Origin of the sequence: Actinomadura sp. KC06 (assembly GCF_004348735.1) — a bacterium.
In the GTDB taxonomy this organism is placed as follows: Bacteria; Actinomycetota; Actinomycetes; order Streptosporangiales; family Streptosporangiaceae; genus Spirillospora.
In genome coordinates, this window is sequence record NZ_SMKT01000077.1 from 23,134 (window position 1) to 41,229 (window position 18,096).

Below are 18,096 nucleotides of genomic sequence, written 5' to 3' on the forward strand. Positions count from 1 at the left end.
TCACACCCCAGCAGCCTGGGGTGTCGGCACGTTCTGGAGCGCCTCGGCGACGATGTCCGCGCCGGTGCGGCCGCGCAGCTCCGCCTCCGGCGTCACGATCAGCCGGTGCGCGATCACCGGGACGGCGAGCGCCTTCACGTCCTCCGGGACGATGTAGGACCGGCCGGCCGCCGCCGCCCGCACCCGCGCCGCGCGCAGCAGCGCGATGCTGGCCCGCGGGCTCGCGCCGAGCCGCAGGTCGGGATGCTCGCGCGTCGTCGCGACGACCCGCACCAGGTAGTCGTAGAGCGGCGGCGCGACATGCAGCCGCTGCGCGAAGTCGATCATCCGGGCGAGGTCCTCGCGGGCCATCACCGGCGGCATCTGGTCGAGCGTCGCGCCGGTCGGCGCGCCCGCGAGCAGCGCAACCTCCGCCTGGTGGTCGGGGTAGCCCATCGAGATCCGCATCAGGAACCGGTCGAGCTGCGCCTCCGGCAGCGGGTACGTGCCGTCCATGTCGACCGGGTTCTGCGTCGCGATCACCATGAACGGGCGCGGCACCGGATGCGGCGTCCCCTCCACCGTCACCCGGCGCTCCTCCATGACCTCCAGCAGCGCCGACTGCGTCTTCGGCGAGCCGCGGTTGATCTCGTCCGCGACGGCGAGGTTCGCGAAGATCGGCCCGGCGTGGAACTCGAACGCGCTCGTCCCCTGGTTGAAGATCGACACGCCGGTGATGTCGCTGGGCAGCAGGTCGGGCGTGAACTGGATCCGCGCCCACTTCGCCTCCACCGACGCCGACATCGCCCGCGCGAGCGTCGTCTTGCCGACGCCCGGGACGTCCTCGACCAGCAGGTGCCCCTCGGAGAGCAGGCAGATCAGCGCCAGCTCCACCTTCTCCCGCTTGCCGCGCACGACACGCTCGATGTTGCCCGCCAGCGCCGCGAACATCTGCGCGAACCGCCCCGCCAGCGCGTCGGCGTCCATCCCCGCGATCTCAGTCATTCAGACGCACCCCCAGAGCGTCGAAGAAAAGGTCCCCGAGTTCGAGCCGGGGGTGGCCACGTACAGGTCGCTGACCCAGCGCACCCTGCCGCCGTATTCGATCTTGTCCCAGATGGCGCTCCTCCGGCTGGGGTCGCTCGCATCGGGGACGTCGGTGCCCTGCTGCTGGCAGATCACCTTCACCGAGCCGGTGAAGCCCTGCGGGAACTCGCCGTCTTGCGGATAGTTCGTCCCCGGTCCAGAACGCAGATTGGTCGTGGTGCTGTTGTTGTGGTGTCCGTTGTAGAACTGCGCGTGCGGGGCGGGGTCCAGGTTCGCGGTCGTGCTCACCGCTGTCGACGAGCCGGCGCCATTGCGTGCGGTCACGTTGACCGTGTACGTGCGTCCGTTGGTCAGGCCCCTGACCTGGTGCGACGTGCTCTTGCCGGTGGCCGTCCCGGCGTCCCAGGCGATGTCGTAGGTGACGTCGTAGCCGGACGAGCGGGCCCAGGTCAGGTCCGCGCCGTGGTTGACGGGCGTGGCCCGCAGTCCCGTGGGCGGGCCCGGGGCGGTGCAGGCGGTGGCGCCGACTTCGCCGGATTCGCTGTAGGCGGGCCTGCCGTCCTTGCCCTTGTACTCGGCGGCCACCTTGTAGATATGGGTCGTGGTGTCGCAGGTCAGGCCGCTGACCTTGAACGTCCCGCCAGGGCTGTTCGCCGGGAACTGGGCCGGGCTCGCACCCGTGACGGGACGGCCCGAGCGGTCGAGCAGGACGAACCTCGTCACCGGGTAGACGCCCTGCGGCTGCGCGGCCGGGGTGAAGCGTACGTTGACGGAACCGTTGTCGCCGGACGCCGCGGGCGTCGGCGGGTCGGGCGCGGCCGGGTCCTTCTTCACCGGCGGACGGCCCTGGGGAGGCAGGACGTTGGAGCCGCCGCGGCCGCCCCCGGAGCCGTTGCGGTTGCCCTGGCCGTTACCGGGGTTCTCCTGGACGGGCAGCGGCCGCCGCGCCCCGCCCGGGATCTTGTCCTCGTACTTCTTGATGCGCTTGACGCCGCCGTTGGAGTCGAACGCGAACGCGATCGCGCCGTTCGGGTCGTTCACCCAGAGCATGTGGTCGCGGACGAGCACCTCGATCGACCCGCCGGGACGCGTCGCCGCGAGCGGCCGCTCCCAGGCGTTGCGGTCGGTGTTGAAGACCAGCAGCCGCCCGGACGTGCGGTCGGGCAGGTAGACGCGAGGCCCGAGGACGTGCGGGGGCTCGAAGGCGTGGTTCGGCACGCGCAGCGCGACCGACTCGACGCGTCCGACGCCGGTGTCCAGGAGGTACAGCGCGCCGCCCGCGCCGAGCATGGGGACGATCTGCCCGTCGGCGACGGCGGGGACCTTCACGCCGTGCCGCGCCTTGGCGACGGGCGCGGGCAGGTTGATCCGCTGCGTGCCCTCGGGCCGGACGATCAGCGCCGTCGCGGACGTGCTGTCGACGATCACGGGCCGTCCGGCGGCGATGGTCAGCGCGAGCCGGTCGCCGGGCTTCCCCGCGGCGACGGGCGTGCCCTTGGCGCCGTTCCGGAACGGGACGACCTCGCCCGTCTGCGGGACGGGCACCCACAGCGCCCCGTCGGCGTCGATGCCCGCCTGCCCGAGCGGCGCGGTGAGGGTCGTGCCCGCGCCGACCGGGGTGAGGTGCAGCGGGTCGATCCGCTGGACGGCGCCCTTGACCGCGTCGATCGTGTACGCGGTCCCGGCGCCCGCGACGACCTGGAGGCCGGGCCCGCCGACCGGGCGGCTGCCCGTGATCTTGAGCTGGGACGGGTCGATCCGGCTGACGACGCCGGTGTCCTCGTCCACCAGCAGCACGGTCGTGCCGTCCTGGACGACCTTGATGTCGTGGCCGCGCATCTGCGGCACCACGGTCGCCTTGCCGTCCACCTTGCCCGCCAGGCCGTTGGCGTGGACGACCATGCCCTTGGCGCTCGCGCTCAGCCAGGCGCCCACGTCCGCGAGCTTGTACCGCGCGCTGGCCGTGCCCACCCCGTACACGAGCGCGCTCACGCACAGCACGCCGACGAGCCCGGCCGTGATCTGGCCGGTCAGCCGGTCCCGCCGGAAATGCTGAAGAAGTCCGCGCCGACGCGTGGCCGGTGCGGAGGATCGGTCCCCGTTCAATCCCCGTCACCCTCTCGTCGCGCCGCGCGTGTGAACCACGAACCTCGGCGCGAAGGGCACCATAACGGTAATGAGGGTCATCCCGGAGCGGGATTCACGAAGATCTCGCCTGGTGGTCGGCTGTAACACCGCGGGTTACGGGCCGATCCGCATGACATTGATCACATTCGTCCGCGACGGCGGGCTCCGCCCGCATCCGGACCGCAGTGATCCGAACGCGAACGTTATCCCCGACGTCCTATGGTTGGGCATCGCGACGACGACTTCCGGGGTGGACGTGGACGACATCAGCATCGGCGACCTGTGGGACCGCGTGACGGGCACTCAGCCCGACCCCCCGTTGTGGCTGGTCGTCCTCGTCGGCCTCGTGGCGCTCGGGTCGGTCGTGCACGGGCCCACGTGGCGGATCGCGCGGAACACGGTGACGATCGCGCACGAGGGCGGGCACGCGCTCGTCGCCCTCGTCACCGGCCGGAAGCTGGACGGCATCAAGCTGCACTCCGACACCTCGGGCGTGACCGTCTCGCGCGGCAAGCCGCACGGCCCCGGCATGATCTTCACGGCGATGGCAGGGTACCTCACGCCGCCGCTGCTCGGCCTGTTCTTCGCGCTGCTCCTCGCGGACGGCCGCATCACGCTGATGCTGTGGTTCTCGCTGGCCCTCCTCGCCGGGATGCTCGTCATGATCCGCAACGCCTACGGCGCGCTGTCGGTGGTCGCCACCGGCGCGATCATCTTCGCGGTGTCGTGGCTGGGCAGCGCCGAGGTCCAGGCCGGGTTCGCCTATCTGGCGGCCTGGTTCCTGCTGCTGGCCGCGACCCGTCCGGTGATCGAGCTGCAGCGCATGCGCACCCAGCGAATGGCGCCGAGCTCGGACGCCGACCAGCTCGCGAACCTCACCGGCGTCCCGGGCCTGGCGTGGGTGAGCCTGTTCGGCGCGACCGCGCTGCTCGCGCTGCTGGCCGGAGGCGCCCTCCTCGTCCCGGACGGCCTGTCCCTGCCCGACTTCTCCGCCCCGTCCGCGCCCTGATCCGAGACCCATGCGGTTCACCCGCGCGGACTGTCTCAGGGCGCCGATAGTTTCGGTGGTGTGAGCGATCGATGGGACCGGGAGCAGGTGCTCGGCCTCGCGCCCGACGCGCCGTCCGCGAAGGCGGCCGGCGGCGTCGCCAAGCCCGGCAAGTGGGCCGGGACGGGCTGCGACGATGAGGCGGTGTGGGGCGAGTGCCAGGGCAGCGGCAAGTCCGCGTACCGGACGTGCGCCGACCTGACCGAGCCCGCGTTCCGGTGCTCGTGCCCCAGCCGGAAGTTCCCGTGCAAGCACGCCCTCGGGCTGCTGCTCCTCTGGGCGGACGGGGCGGTCGACACCGGGCCCCGTCCGGGCTGGACGGCCGAGTGGATGGAGGAGCGGCGGGAGCGCGCGGGCAAGGCGGCGCAGCGGAAGGCCGCGACGGCCGCCAAGACCCGCGACCCGAAGACGGTGGAGCGGCGGGAGCGGCGCGTCGAGGACGGGCTCGCCGAGCTCGACCAGTGGCTCCGCGACCAGGTCGCGCACGGCCTCGCGCAGGCGGAGAAGGCCCCCTACCGGATGTGGGACGACGCCGCGCGGCGGCTCGTCGACGCGCAGGCCGGCTCGCTCGCCGGGCAGGTCAGGGGCCTCGCGGCGATTCCCCGGCAGCCCGGCTGGCCCGACCGCCTCCTGGAGGAGTACGCGCTGCTGCGGCTGCTAATGCGGGCGTACGCGCGGCGCGACGAGCTGCCGGAGGGGCTGCGCGACACCGTCCGGTCGCGGGTGGGGTTCACCGTCCCGCAGGAAGAGGTGCTGGCCGGCGGGGAGCGCGTCCGGGACCGCTGGTGGGTGACGGGTGTGCGCGACACCGCGCAGGAGCTCCTGACGACGCGGCGGGTATGGCTGCTGGGGCGGCGGACGCGGCGTCCCGCGCTCGTGCTGTCCTTCGCCGCGCCGGGCACGTCCCTGGACTCGTCCCTGATCGTGGGCACGGAGATCGACGCGGAGCTGGCCTTCTATCCGGGCACGCCGCCGCTGCGGGCGCTGGTCGCCGAGCGGCACGGGGCGGTCGCGCCGGGCAGGCCCGCGGGGACGTCCGTGCAGGGCTTCCTGGACGAGCACGCCGCGGCGCTGGCGCGGGATCCGTGGCTCGACCGCTGGCCCGCGACGCTGGAGAACGTGCGCCTGGCCCGCGCGGCCGGGGGCGACCTGGCGGTGGTCGACGGCGCCGGGGACGCGCTGCCGCTCCGGCTGGGCGACCCGTGGCGGCTGCTCGCGCTGTCGGGCGGCGGGCCGGTGACGATGGCCGGCGAATGGAGCCCGCGCGGCCTGGGCCCGCTGGCCGCGTGGCACGACGACGAGGGGACGGTGATCCTGTGACCGCGTGGAACGAGCACGTCACGGCCGCGCTGCTCGGCACGGAGCGCCGCGATCCGCCCGTCCTGCCGGAGGCGTCCGCCGATGGCGGCGACAAGCCGGGGAGGCTGCTCGACCAGGCGGCGGTGCTGGCCGTCCGGCGCCGGGCGGGCCGGGTCCCCTCGGTCGAGGCGCCCGAGCCGGTGGCGCTCGCCCCGGTGGAGGACGCCCCGGTGGTGCCGGGCCCGGCGGCGGCGCGGCTGCGGCGGATCCTGAGCGGCGAGCAGATCCGCGTGCTGCCCGAATGGCTGGAGGCGGCGGCCGGGCGCGGCTTCCGCGTCCCCGCCCAATCGCTGCCCGACCTGCTGGAACGCGGGCGCGGCGACCGGATGCTGCGGCCGTCGATCGCGCGGGCGGCGGGGCGCCGCGGCGTGTGGCTGGCCTTGCAGAACACCGACTGGGCGTACCTGGTCGGGTCCGGGGACGATCCCGGCGGCGGCCCGGAGGTGTGGGAGACGGGGACGCGCAACCGCCGCGTCGCCTACCTGACGATGCTCCGGGGCACCGACCCCGCGAAGGCGCGGAAGCTGCTGCGCGAGACGTGGGCCACGGAGCCCGCGCCCGACCGCACGGCGTTCCTCGCCACCTTCGCGCACGGGCTGTCGCTCGACGACGAGGAGTTCCTCGAATCGGCGCTGGAAGACCGCGGCAAGGACGTCCGGCAGCTCGCGTCCGACCTGCTGGCCCGCATGCCCGGGTCCGCCTACGGCGAGCGGATGGCCGCCCGCGCCCGCGCCTGCCTCACCGCCGAATCGCGCGTCGCGCGCGGGCGGAGGCAGACCTGGATCCGCGTCGAGCCGCCGCACGCCCACGGCGACGACCTGGCGCGCGACGGCGTCCCGTTCCATCCGAGCGGTTCGTTCGCGCCGAGGAGCGGCGGCGCGCCGGTGGGCACGCGGGCGGCGTGGCTGCGCGAGATCCTCGCCCGCACGCCCCTGTCGACCTGGACGGAGCTGTTCGCCCTTCCGCCGATGGAGATCGTGTGCCTGCCCATAGGCGTCGCCGGGTGGCCCGGGGGGTCGTCCCCCCTGGACGACCGGGAGTCGGACGGCCGCGACGTCCACATCGGGTGGGCGCGCGCCGCGCTCGGGCAGCACGACGCGGAGTGGGCGAGGGCGCTGCTCAAGGGCGGCGTCATGGTGGACGAGCCGGAGGCGCTCGCCGACCTGCTGTCCGTCCTGCCGGAGGCGGAACGCGACGCGGCGGCGGCCGGGCTGATCAAGTGGGTGGAGGGGCAGCCCGACCTGCTGCGGGTGCTGGAGCGCGTCCCCGGGCCGTGGACGGGCGCGCTCGCGGAGGCGGTCGTCGCGACGCTCGCCGCCGCGGCGGAGCGGCACACCCGGCGCGACGACCACCTGATCACGCAGCTGTGCCGGCTCGCCGACCAGCGGCTCGACCCCGCGGCCGCGTCCCGGCTCGACGTCCTGGAACCGGCGGTCCCGCGGGCCGTCACCGAACTGATCGCCACCCTGCGATTCCGCGACGAGATGCTTAAGGAGCTTGCCTCGTGACCGAAGAGAACTTGCCGGGGGGTCTGGGGGGTCGTCCCCCCAGGGAGGCGGGCGCTGTTCTGCGGCCGCACGCCGAGCAGGAGTACGCCGGGGAGCTGGCGCGGCTGGCCGAGCACGACGACCGGCCCCGCCCGCCCGGCTGGCGGCTGTCGCCGTGGGCCGTCACCACGTACCTGCTGGGCGGCGAGCTGCCCGACGGCACGGCGATCAGCCCGAAGTACGTGGGGCCGCGCCGGCTGATGGAGGTCGCGGTCGCGACGCTCGCGACCGACCGGGCGCTGCTGCTGCTCGGCGTGCCCGGGACGGCGAAGACGTGGGTGTCGGAGCATCTCGCGGCGGCCGTCAGCGGCGACTCCACGCTGCTCGTCCAGGGGACGGCGGGCACGGCGGAGGAGGCCGTCCGGTACGGGTGGAACTACGCGCGGCTGCTGGCCGAGGGGCCGTCGGAGAAGGCGCTGGTGGAGAGCCCGATGATGCGGGCCATGCGGCTGGGCGCGGTCGCCCGCGTCGAGGAGCTGACCCGGATGCCGTCGGACGTCCAGGACAGCCTGATCACCGTCCTGTCGGAGAAGACGCTGCCCGTCCCGGAGCTGAACACCGAGGTCCAGGCGCGCAAGGGCTTCACGGTGATCGCGACGGCGAACGACCGCGACCGGGGCGTGAACGAGCTGTCCAGCGCGCTGCGCCGCCGGTTCAACACGGTCGTGCTGCCGCTGCCCGAGTCCGTCGAGGACGAGGTCGGCATCGTGGCCCGGCGCGTCGACCAGATCGGTGCCGGGCTGGAGCTGCCCGAGTCGCCGGCGGGGCTGGAGGAGATCCGCCGCGTCGTGACCGTGTTCCGCGAGCTGCGCTCCGGGATGACGAGCGACGGGCGGACCAAGCTCAAGTCGCCCAGCGGGACGCTCAGCACCGCCGAGGCCATCTCGGTGATCACCAGCGGGCTGGCGCTGGCCGCGCACTTCGGCGACGGCGTGCTGCGCGCCGCGGACGTGGCGGGCGGGATCGTCGGCGCCGTCGTCCAGGACCCGGTGTCCGACCGGGTGGTGTGGCAGGAGTACCTGGAGGCCGTCGTGCGGGACCGTCCGGAATGGCGGGACTTCTACCGCGCCTGCCGGGAGGTGTCTTGAGCCACGTCGAGGTCTACGGGGTCCGGCACCACGGGCCCGGCTCGGCGCGGGCGCTGCGCGGCGCCCTGGAGGAGTTCAAGCCGGACGCGGTGCTGATCGAGGGCCCGCCGGAGGCCGACCCGATCGTGGAGCTGGCGGGCGACCCCGGCATGGTGCCGCCGGTCGCGCTGCTCGCCTACTCCCCCGCCGCGCCGTCCGGCTCCGGTGAGGAGAAGGACGGCGACCGGAAGGCGGCGTTCTGGCCGTTCGCCGAGTTCAGCCCGGAATGGCAGGCGATCCGGTACGCGCTCGGCGCGGGCGTCCCCGTCCGCTTCTGCGACCTTCCGGCCGCGCACCAGCTCGTCCCTCTCCTGGAGGAGGAGAAAGAGGAGAAGGACGAGGGCGAGGAGAACGACGAGGGCGAGGAGGCGGCGGAGGGGATCCGGCTCGATCCGCTCGGCTGGCTGGCGAAGGCCGCCGGATACGACGACGCCGAACGCTGGTGGGACGACGTCGTCGAGCACCGAGGGAGCGGCCCGTCGCCGTTCCCCGCCATCGGGGAGGCCATGACGGAGCTGCGCGAGCAACTGGCCGCGCTGCCGGAGGAGCAGGCTTCCGCCGGGCTGCCGCCCGGGCATCTGCGGCGCGAGGAGCAGCGCGAGGCGCACATGCGGCGGACGCTGCGCCGCACCCTGAAAGAGGGGCACGAACGGGTCGCGGTGGTCTGCGGCGCGTGGCACGTCCCGGCCCTCCAGGCGAAGATCCCGGCGGCGCACGACGACCGGACGCTCCGCGGCCTGCCCAAGGCCAAGATCGCGATGACGTGGGTGCCGTGGACGCACGGGCGGCTCGCCGGGCGCTCCGGCTACGGCGCGGGCGTCCGGTCCCCCGGCTGGTACCACCATCTGTTCACGGCGCGGGACCGTCCGATCGAGCGGTGGCTGACCGCGGCCGCCCGCGTCCTGCGCGACGAAGATCTGCACGTCTCGTCCGCGCACGTGATCGAGGCCGTCCGGCTCGCCGAGGCGCTCGCCGCGCTGCGCGGCCGTCCCCTCGCCGGGCTGGACGAGGTGACCGAGGCGACGCGGGCGGTGCTGTGCGAGGGCGCCGACCTGCCGGTCGAGCTGATCCAGCGGCGGATGGTCGTCGGGGAGCGGCTCGGGGCCGTCCCGGAGCGGACGCCGATGGTCCCGCTCCAGCGCGATCTGCAGGCCGAGCAGCGGCGGCTGCGGCTCAAGCCGTCCGCGCTCGACAAGGAGCAGGACCTCGACCTCCGCAAACCCACCGATCTCGAACGCAGCCGGCTGCTGCACCGGCTCCGCCTCCTGGACGTCGACTGGGGCGTCCCGTCCGACACCGGCCGCTCCAAGGGCACGTTCAAGGAGACGTGGACGCTCGCCTGGCGCCCCGAGTTCGAGGTCGAGCTGATCGAGGCGAGCGCGTGGGGCACCACCGTCCGCGGCGCGACGACGGCGAGGGCCAAGGCCCTGGCCGCCCACGCGACCGCGCTCGCCGACCTCACGTCCGTGGCCGAGCGCTGCCTGCTCGCCGATCTCGGCGACGCGCTGCCCACCGTCATGCGGGCGCTCGCCGACCGGGCCGCCGTCGACACCGACGTCGCGCACCTGATGTCCGCGATGCCCGCGCTGGTCCGGGCGCTGCGGTACGGGGACGTGCGCGGGACGTCCACGGGGCCGCTCCGCACGGTCGTGGACGGGCTCGTCGTCCGCGTCTGCGTCGGCCTGCCGCCCGCGATCACCGGCCTGGACGACGACGCCGCCCGCGAGTTCCTCGGCCATGTCGACGCCGTGCACGGCGCCCTGGCGCTCCTCGCCGACGACGACCACATCGAGCGCTGGCGCCGGACGCTGGAGGGCCTCGTCGCCCGTCCCGACACGCTGCACGGCCTGATCGAGGGCCGCCTCACCCGCCTCCTTCTCGACGCGGGCCGCCTCCACGACGTCCCCGACCGGATGGCGCGGGCCGTGTCCGCGGGTTCCCCGCCCGCCCGCGCCGCCGCCTGGGTCGAGGGGTTCCTGTCCGGCGGGGCGCTGCTGCTCATGCACGACGAGAGCCTCCTCCACCTCGTCGACGACTGGATCTCCCGGCTTCCCGGCGACTCGTTCACCGACGTCCTGCCGCTGCTGCGCCGCACGTTCGGCGCCTATGCCTCGGCCGAACGCCGCTCCATCGGCGAGCGGCTGCGGCGCCTCGACCACGCGCCCGCCGCGCCGTCCCGTCCGGCCGAGGACGACGTGGACGAGACCCGCGCCGCCCCCGCGACGACCACGGCCCTGCAGATCCTCGGATGGGAGCGATGAACGTGCCCGAAGAGGCGAAGCCCGAGAACGGGAACGAGAACGAGGGCGGCGGCGAGCGGCTGCGGCGGTGGCGGCTGGTGCTCGGCGGCGACAAGGCCGACGGGACGGGCGTGTCGCTCGCCGGCGACGACGTCCGGATCGACGGCGCGCTGGAGAAGCTCTACGGGGCCGGCGACGACGACGGACGCCCCCGGCCGGGCCGGCGCAGCGCCGGGCTCGGGGATTCCGCGCCGTCGGTGGCGCGGTGGCTCGGCGACATCCGCACGTACTTCCCGTCCAGCGTCGTGCAGGTCATGCAGAAGGACGCGATCGAGCGCCTCGACCTGACCCGGCTGCTGCTGGAGCCGGAGATGCTGGACGCCGTCGAACCGGACGTCCACCTGGTCGGGACGCTGCTGTCGCTGAACCGGGTGCTGCCCGACCGGGCGCGCGAGTCGGCGCGCGCGGTGGTGCGGAAGGTCGTCCACGACCTGGAGCGGCGGCTGGCGCAGAAGACGCGGTCGGCGATCGGCGGCGCGCTGGACCGGTCGGCGCGGGTGCTGCGGCCGAGGCGGCTCGCCGACGTCGACTGGGAGCGGACGATCCGCGCGAACCTGCGGAACTACCTGCCCGAGCACGGGACGCTCGTCCCGGAGCGGCTGATCGGGTACGGGCGGCGGCAGCAGGCGGTCAAGCGGGACGTCGTCCTCGCGATCGACCAGAGCGGGTCGATGGCGGCGTCGGTGGTGTACGCGAGCGTGTTCGGCGCGGTGCTGGCGTCGATGCGGTCGCTGCGGACGTCGCTGGTGGTGTTCGACACGAACGTCGTCGACCTCACCGACCAGCTGCACGACCCGGTCGAGGTGCTGTTCGGCACCCAGCTCGGCGGCGGGACCGACATCAACCGGGCCGTCGCGTACTGCCAGAGCCTCGTGACGCGTCCGAACGACACGATCCTCGTGCTGATCAGCGACCTGTACGAGGGCGGGATCCGGGACGAGCTGCTGCGGCGGGTCGCGGCGCTGACGGCGGCGGGCGTCCAGGTCGTCGTCCTGCTCGCGCTGTCGGACGAGGGCGCGCCCGCCTACGACCACGAGAACGCGGCGGCGCTGGCCGCGCTGGGCGTCCCCGCGTTCGCGTGCACGCCGGACGCGTTCCCCGAGCTGATGGCCGCCGCGATCGAGCGCCGCGACCTCAGGGAGTGGTCGGAGCGGCAGCCTTCCTCCCCGTGAGGGGCCCGGTCAGCGGGGCCGGTCAGCGGGGTGATCGCGACAGGGCGCGCGCCAGCAGGACCACGACGACGGCGGTCAGCGCGGCGTGCCCCGCCAGCGCGGACGGCTGGATCTGCACGAGCGCGCCCCACGCGCCCCACATCGCGACCCGGACGACGCGCGCGGCCATCACCGTCCACGCGGCGGGACGGCTGCCGCGCCAGGCGAGGATCACCGCGACCAGCGTGACCACGGCCAGCACCGCGAACGACGACGCGACCACGGGCAGCAGCGCGCCCCGCCCGCCCTCGCTGAGGGACGGCCGGGCGATCAGGATGGCGAGCGCGGCGACGTCCAGCGCGGCGAGCAGCCCCGCCAGGACGAGCCCGGCACCGAGCGCCGGACCGCGCCGGAGCGGCCGGTACGGCTCGGGCCGCTCCTGCGGAACCGGCCCCGGGACCGGCTCTGGCCACCCCGGCTGTCGCGGCTGCGGATCGTGGACGAGCGGCGCCGTTCCCGGCTGCGGCGTGTCCGGCTGCGGCGTGTCCGGCCTGGGCTGGCGGATCGTCGCCGGTTCGGCGTCCCGGAAGGTCTCGGCGCCTGGCCCTGGCGACGGCGCAGGCGAGGTCGGGTGCGCGGGCTGGGCGGCGGTGGGGCCGGGCAGGCCCTGGCGCGCGGTCCCCGGGCGGGCGTGCCGCTCGCGTTCGCCGAGGAGCCACAGCAGGACGTCCTCGGACGCCGGGCGGGCCTTCGGGTCCTTGGCGAGGCAGGCGGCGGCGACGTCGGCGAGCGGCTCCGGCAGCGCGCTCAGGTCGGGCGTCTCGTTCATGATCCGGTACATGACGGCGGGCAGCGGCCCGCCGGCGAAGGGATCGCGGCCGGTGGCGGCGAACAGCAGCGTGCCCGCCCAGGCGAACAGGTCGGTCGCCGGGACGACCCGTCCGGCGAACTGCTCGGGCGCCATGTACGCGGGGGTCCCGACGACCTGGCTGGTCTGGGTGGCGTTCGTGTCGAACGCGCGGGCGATGCCGAAGTCGATCACGCGCGGGCCGTCCGGGCCCATCAGGACGTTCTGCGGCTTGAGGTCGCGGTGCACCACGTTCGCGCGGTGGATCGCCGTCAGCGCCGTCACCGAGCTGATCGCGAGGCGGTCGAGGTCGGCGCCGGTGCGCGGGCCCTCCTCCTGGACGAGCCGCCGCAGCGACCGCCCGGGCACGTACTCGCTGACGATGTAGGGCCGGTCGCCCGCCGTGTCGGCCTCGAGCATCTGCGCGGTGCAGAACCCGGCGACGCGCTGGAGGAGGGCCAGCTCGCGGACGAACCGCTCCCGCGCGCCGGCGTTGCCGAGCAGCTGCGCGTGCAGCAGCTTGACCGCGACGCGGTTTGGTCGGTTCCGGGGGGCGTGGGGGGTCGTCCCCCCACCAGGGAGCGGCCCAGCGCCGCTTTCTGCGGGGCGGCCGAGGTACACCACGCCCTGGCCGCCGGCCCCGATCCGGCCGAGCAGCTCCCAGCCGCCGAGCCGGGTCGGATCGGCGGTGGTGAGGGGAATCGGGCTCGCCATTCACAACCCCCGTCGGGTCCGCCGATACCGCGTGGGGCGGCCGGTGGAAAATTTGAGCATTTACCGGGCACAAATCCGCTCCGCCCGGCATCAAAGAGTATAGATTCGGCTGGCCCGGAGCGGGAGAGGAAGCATGCTAGTGATCCATTCGCTAATTGCCCGGCACAGGGTTTCCGCCGTGCCGGTCGCGGGGGCGGCCGCCGCCCTCGCGCTGGCGGCGGCCGCGCTGTCCGGCTGCGGGGACGCGGGCGCGACCATCACCCGGCTGACCGTGGGGACGCCGGGGCCGGATCCGTACACGCTGGCGTCCGACACCGACCGGACGGACGTGAAGGAGCGGCCGCGCGCGGGCGGGACGAAGGACGGCGACTCGCCCGGCCTCTACGGCGGGACACGGCAGGCGTCGACCTGCGACAAGCAGAAGCTCGTCGGGTTCCTGCAGGCCAACCCGGAAAAGGCGCGGGCATGGGCGGACGTGCAGGGCATCCCCGCCGACGACATCCCGCGGTACGTGTCGCGGCTGACGCCGGTGCTGCTGCGCACCGACACGCTCGTGACGAACCACGGCTACCGCGACGGGAAGGCGACGAGCGGGCCCGCCGTCCTCCAGGCCGGAATGGGCGTTTTGATCAATGGTTACGGTGTGCCCACAGTTAAGTGCAATTGTGGCAATCCCTTGACCCGCCCGAAGGAAAAGATCTCCACGCGGAAGGCGTCCTACACTGGCCGATCCTGGCCGGGTTTCGAGAAGCGGAATGTGACCGACATCCGGCCGCGGGATTCCCGGAAGGGCACGATCGTCACCTTCGTCCTCGTCGATCCGGAGGGCACGATGGGGTTCCAGCGGCCCCGCGCCACCGAGGGAGAGGCGGACGGGCCACCGATCGCGCTGCCGTCCACCGAGACCGAAGGCCCGGCGAGCGACTCTCCGTCACCGTCCGACTCCGGGCTGGACTCGCCCGGCGTCGTGTCGCCGGGCACGGAGTCCCCGGGAACCGAGCCGACCGGCACCGAATCGCCCGGCACCGGGGAGACCCCGACGCCGGGCGTGCCGCCGGACGACCCGGGCACCGGCGGCGGCGAACCCGGCCCCGGCACCCCGCCGGACGGGGGCACCGGCGGGATGGCGCCGCCCGCCGGCCCACGCGACCCGATCTCCCTCCCGCCGTCCCGGGGGCCCGGACCGGCGGTCACCTGACCCGGCCGGGCGGTCAAGTGGCCCGGGTCCTTGGTCATGTGGCGGCGGGTGTTAGTCTGCACATATGAGCAGCCAATCAGACGTCGTGGCTCCCCTTGCCGAGGCCGAGGCCTGCGTCGTTCGCGTGGTCGACCCCGCGAAGGTCGCCGACGTCACCGCCGCCCTACCGGGCGCGGAGACGATCGCCGAGCTGGCGCAGGTCTTCGGGCTGCTGTCCGACCCCGGACGGCTGCGGGTGATCACCGCGCTGCTCGAAGGGGGCGAGATGTGCGTGTGCGACATCGCCGCGTCCTGCGGGCACTCGGAGTCGGCGGTCTCGCACGCGCTGCGGCTGCTGCGCGCCAACCGCGTCGTCCGGGTCCGCCGGGCCGGGCGGATGGCCTACTACCGGCTGGACGACTCGCACGTCCGGATGCTGCTCGACCTCGCCCTCGCCCATGTCGGCCACGGCAGGGAGGGCGAACGCTCATGATCGGAGGCAGGCGGGCCGAGCCGGCGGAGCAGAAGCACGGCCACGGTCACGGGCAGGGTCATGGGCACGGCCACGGGCACAACGTGTCGCCCTCCGCCGACCGGCGGCTGCTCGGCGGCGCGCTGGCGCTGATCGTCGTCTACATGGCGGGCGAGGTCGCGATCGGCGTGATCGCGAGCTCGCTGGCGCTGATCACCGACGCCGCGCACATGATGACCGACGCGTTCGCGATCGCGCTGGCGCTGGTCGCGATGCGCATCGCCGCGCGCCCGCCGCGGGCCGGCTTCACCTACGGCCTGCGCCGCGCCGAGATCCTCTCCGCGCAGCTGAACGGGCTGACGCTGATCCTGCTCACCGTCTACTTCCTGTACGAGGGCGTCCGGCGGCTGCTCGAGCCGCACGACGTCGAGGGCCAGTTCGTGTTCTGGACGGCCCTGGCCGGCATCGCCGTCAACGTCGCCGCGACCATGCTGATCAGCCGGGCCGACCGGCGCAGCCTGAACGTCGAGGGCGCGTTCCAGCACATCCTCAACGACCTGTTCGCGTTCATCGCCACCGCCGTCGCGGGCCTCGTCGTGTGGACGACCGGCTTCAACCGCGCGGACGCGATCGCCTCCCTCGTCGTGGCGGCGCTGATGCTCAAGGCCGGGTACGGGCTGCTGCGGGACGCGGGCCGCGTGCTCATGGAGGCCGCGCCCGCCGGGCTCGACCCGTCCGAGCTCGGCACCAGGCTCGCCGCGCGTCCCTGCGTCGAGGAGGTTCACGACCTGCACGTGTGGGAGGTCAGCTCCGGCTACCCGGCGCTGTCGGCGCACGTCCTCGTCGACACCAAGGGCGACTGCCACGCCGTCCGGCGCGACCTGCAGGAACTCCTCCGCGACGCGTACGGGATCACGCACACGACGCTGGAGGTCGACCATGTGGACGAGCCGTCCGGCGGCGGGCACGGCCACTGCGACGACCCGCACGGCCCCCGCCACGTGGTGGAGTCCGAGGAACCGCACGAGCACGCCGGCGGCGCACCCTGCGACCACTGAGCGGAGCGATCGCGGGCGCTGATCACCGCACGCCGAGGAACGCGGCGGGGCCGTCCCAGCAGACGGCGCGCAGCCAGTCGTCGCCGAAGCCGAGCGCGGCCAGCGACTCCAGCTGGTGCGCGTACTCGTAGGGGATGTTCGGGAAGTCGGTGCCGAGCAGGACGCGCCCGGCGAGGCCGAGGTCGCGCAGGCGCGGCAGGAGCGCGTCCGGGAACGGGGCCAGCGCCGCGAACCGCGTGAAGATCATCGTCGTGTCCAGGTGGACGCGGTCGTACCGGCCGGCGAGAGCGGCGAAGCCCTCGAACTCCGGCGCGCCCAGGTGCGCGACGACCGCGGTGAGGCGCGGGTGGCGGGCGAGGACCTCGCCGAACGGCCCGGGCCCGGTGTAGCCGTTGGCGACGGGCCCCGAACCGGCGTGGACCAGGGCGGGCATGCCCGCGTCGGCGAGCGTCCCCCACACCGGGTCGAGCTCCTTGGCGCGCGGGTCGAACCCGCCGACCTGGAGGTGGACCTTGAAGATGCGGGCGCCGGCGTCCAGGGCGCGGTGCACGTAGTCCTCGACGCCGGGCTCGGGGAAGAACGTCGCCGTCTGGACGCATTCGGGGACGCGGGCCGCGAACCCGGCGGCCCAGTCGTTCAGCGACTCGGCCATGCCGGGACGATGCGGGTACACCAGCGACGTGAACGCCCGGACGCCGAGCCCGCGCAGGAACGCCAGCCGCTCCTCCTCCGGGTCCCGGTACCGGATGGGCCATTCCGTGCCGATCAGCGGCCCGGCCTCGTCGAAGTAGTTCCAGACCGCGCTCATCAGCCGCGGCGGCATGAAATGGACGTGGACGTCGATGATGCCGGGCAGCCCGAGCGCCCGCCAGAACGCGGGGACGTCCGAATCAGAACGAGGTTCGGTCACGTCCCCGACCTTAGCCGGAGGCGGGGACACCCCACCGCCTGGCCGGGTCAGGTGATCTCGGCCAGCAGGGCGGGCAGGGTCGCGCGCAGCTCGCGGCGCCAGTACGGCCAGGTGTGGGTGCCGCGGTAGAAGTGCGTCGAGACCGGGATGCCGAGCTTGCGGAGCTTGCCCGCGAACTCCTGCGAGACGGTGTGGGCGAGCGACTCGACCACGTCCCGCCCGGTGCCCCGGCGGCGGTCGTAGGGGCCGGACGCGCCGTCGCCGGAGCTGACGTGCAGGCGGACGCCGGCGAGCCGGTCGGCCAGGTCGTACGGGTTGTGCTGCCGCCAGACGACGCGCTGCTCCTCCGGGTCGCCCCACACGTCCGTCCAGTCGAGGGACGGCGCGCCGATCGCGACGCCCAGCTCGACGAGGTCGGCCACGTCCAGCCCGGCCGGGTCGCGGTACAGGGTGTGGACGGGCCCGCTGAACGAGGCCGCCGCGCGGAAAAGCCCGCGGTGCCGGGCCGCATACGACAGCGCGCCGAGGCCGCCCATCGCGTTTCCGGCGACGGCGCGGTCCGTTCCGGCGCGGTATCCGCGTTCGAGGATCTGCCGCAGTTCCGCCAGATGAAACGTCTCCCACTTCGGCGTCCCGCCGTCGCCGCGATTCCACCAGTCGGTGTAATTGCCGCAAGGGCCGCCGTCGGGCATGACGACGATCACATCGGCGTCCTCGGTGAGTTCCTCGATATCGGTGTGGTCGGTCCACGCCCGGTGGCCCCCGTCCGAGCCCGCTGCGGCGCCGTGCAGGAGCCAGAGGACGGGCCAGCGCCGGGACGCGTCCCGCGACCAGCCCGGGGGCAGCAGCAGCCGGGCGCGGCCGACGCCGTCGAGGACCGGCGAGCGGACGGCCAGGTCGAGGACGCGGCGGCGCGGCCGGCGCTCGCCGACCACCGCCGCGCCGTCGTCGGCGGGCGCGGTCGAGCGGGCGGCGCGGCCCGCCGGTCCGCCCGTCGGTCCGCCCGCGGCGATGGACGCCGTCAGCCCGGCGATCCCGACGATGAATCCCGCTCCCGCGAACCCGCGCAGTCCCATGTTCTCGCCCCGGTCATTCTGATGTGCCTCACCTGTAATGGTTCCCAGTCAGGGCCATGTTTCAACTGCGGATAATCGGTTTATAAAGCTTCGGCCCGGAGTTCAGGTCCGGATTTTCCCCGGTAGGGTGACCGCGGGGGGTGAGAGGGGCGGGGAG

General features: G+C 74.2%; 14 protein-coding genes. 9 read left to right on the forward strand and 5 right to left on the reverse strand.

The features are described from left to right. Together E1287_RS23825 and E1287_RS23830 are read right to left on the reverse strand one after the other, a co-directional pair. Window positions 1-984 carry a MoxR family ATPase gene (locus tag E1287_RS23825; protein WP_243719382.1) on the reverse strand — a complete coding sequence of 328 codons (984 nt, stop codon included), beginning with the start codon at window positions 982-984 and terminating at the stop codon, window positions 1-3. Next, the gene (locus tag E1287_RS23830; RefSeq protein WP_131967273.1) at window positions 985-3,132 is read right to left on the reverse strand and encodes a fibronectin type III domain-containing protein; all 2,148 of its coding nucleotides are present in this window, start codon (window positions 3,130-3,132) and stop codon (window positions 985-987) included. Window positions 3,133-3,283: 151 nt separating this feature from the next. Here E1287_RS23830 and E1287_RS23835 point away from each other — a divergent pair, with 151 nt between their 5' ends. From E1287_RS23835 to E1287_RS23860, 6 genes are read left to right on the forward strand one after another with little or no spacing between them, the layout of a single operon-like run. Further along, a complete protein-coding gene (locus E1287_RS23835; protein ID WP_131967274.1) occupies window positions 3,284-4,162 on the forward strand; it encodes a M50 family metallopeptidase in 879 nt (292 codons plus the stop codon). A gap of 60 nt (window positions 4,163-4,222) precedes the next feature. Continuing rightward, a complete protein-coding gene (locus E1287_RS23840) occupies window positions 4,223-5,521 on the forward strand; it encodes an SWIM zinc finger family protein (RefSeq protein WP_131967275.1) in 1,299 nt (432 codons plus the stop codon). Continuing rightward, window positions 5,518-7,068, forward strand: coding sequence for a DUF5691 domain-containing protein (locus E1287_RS23845; RefSeq protein ID WP_131967276.1), 1,551 nt, complete (start codon window positions 5,518-5,520; stop codon window positions 7,066-7,068). Before E1287_RS23840 ends, E1287_RS23845 begins: the two co-directional genes overlap by 4 nt. Continuing rightward, window positions 7,065-8,195: an AAA family ATPase gene (locus tag E1287_RS23850; RefSeq protein WP_243719384.1), complete on the forward strand. Its 1,131-nt coding sequence runs from the start codon at window positions 7,065-7,067 to the stop codon at window positions 8,193-8,195. The genes E1287_RS23845 and E1287_RS23850 overlap by 4 nt, the downstream gene beginning before the upstream one ends. Then, window positions 8,156-10,495, forward strand: coding sequence for a DUF5682 family protein (locus E1287_RS23855; protein ID WP_131967277.1), 2,340 nt, complete (start codon window positions 8,156-8,158; stop codon window positions 10,493-10,495). The genes E1287_RS23850 and E1287_RS23855 overlap by 40 nt, the downstream gene beginning before the upstream one ends. Beyond that, window positions 10,492-11,706 (forward strand): VWA domain-containing protein, encoded by a 1,215-nt coding sequence (locus tag E1287_RS23860; protein WP_131967278.1) that lies wholly within the window; start codon window positions 10,492-10,494, stop codon window positions 11,704-11,706. Before E1287_RS23855 ends, E1287_RS23860 begins: the two co-directional genes overlap by 4 nt. 22 nt (window positions 11,707-11,728) lie before the next feature. Here E1287_RS23860 and E1287_RS23865 read toward each other — a convergent pair whose 3' ends face one another. Continuing rightward, on the reverse strand, window positions 11,729-13,246 hold the full coding sequence (locus E1287_RS23865; protein WP_131967279.1) for a serine/threonine-protein kinase: 1,518 nt from the start codon (window positions 13,244-13,246) through the stop codon (window positions 11,729-11,731). Between the two features lie 178 nt (window positions 13,247-13,424). On the opposite strand from E1287_RS23865, the gene E1287_RS23870 reads away from it, so the two are divergent. From E1287_RS23870 to E1287_RS23880, 3 genes are all read left to right on the forward strand, one after another. After that, the gene (locus E1287_RS23870) at window positions 13,425-14,444 is read left to right on the forward strand and encodes a DUF6777 domain-containing protein (protein WP_131967280.1); all 1,020 of its coding nucleotides are present in this window, start codon (window positions 13,425-13,427) and stop codon (window positions 14,442-14,444) included. 64 nt (window positions 14,445-14,508) lie between these two features. Next, a complete protein-coding gene (locus E1287_RS23875; protein WP_131967281.1) occupies window positions 14,509-14,916 on the forward strand; it encodes a metalloregulator ArsR/SmtB family transcription factor in 408 nt (135 codons plus the stop codon). Further along, complete coding sequence (locus tag E1287_RS23880; protein ID WP_131967282.1) at window positions 14,913-15,953, forward strand: cation diffusion facilitator family transporter; 1,041 nt, start codon at window positions 14,913-14,915, stop codon at window positions 15,951-15,953. The genes E1287_RS23875 and E1287_RS23880 overlap by 4 nt, the downstream gene beginning before the upstream one ends. Before the next feature lie 22 nt (window positions 15,954-15,975). Here the strand turns inward: E1287_RS23880 and E1287_RS23885 are convergent, their stop codons facing one another. Both E1287_RS23885 and E1287_RS23890 read right to left on the reverse strand, forming a co-directional pair. Continuing rightward, window positions 15,976-16,863, reverse strand: a complete 888-nt coding sequence (locus E1287_RS23885) for an amidohydrolase family protein (protein ID WP_131967283.1) — start codon at window positions 16,861-16,863, stop codon at window positions 15,976-15,978. A gap of 47 nt (window positions 16,864-16,910) precedes the next feature. Further along, window positions 16,911-17,939 (reverse strand): alpha/beta hydrolase family protein, encoded by a 1,029-nt coding sequence (locus tag E1287_RS23890; protein WP_131967284.1) that lies wholly within the window; start codon window positions 17,937-17,939, stop codon window positions 16,911-16,913. Window positions 17,940-18,096 lie beyond the last annotated feature (157 nt).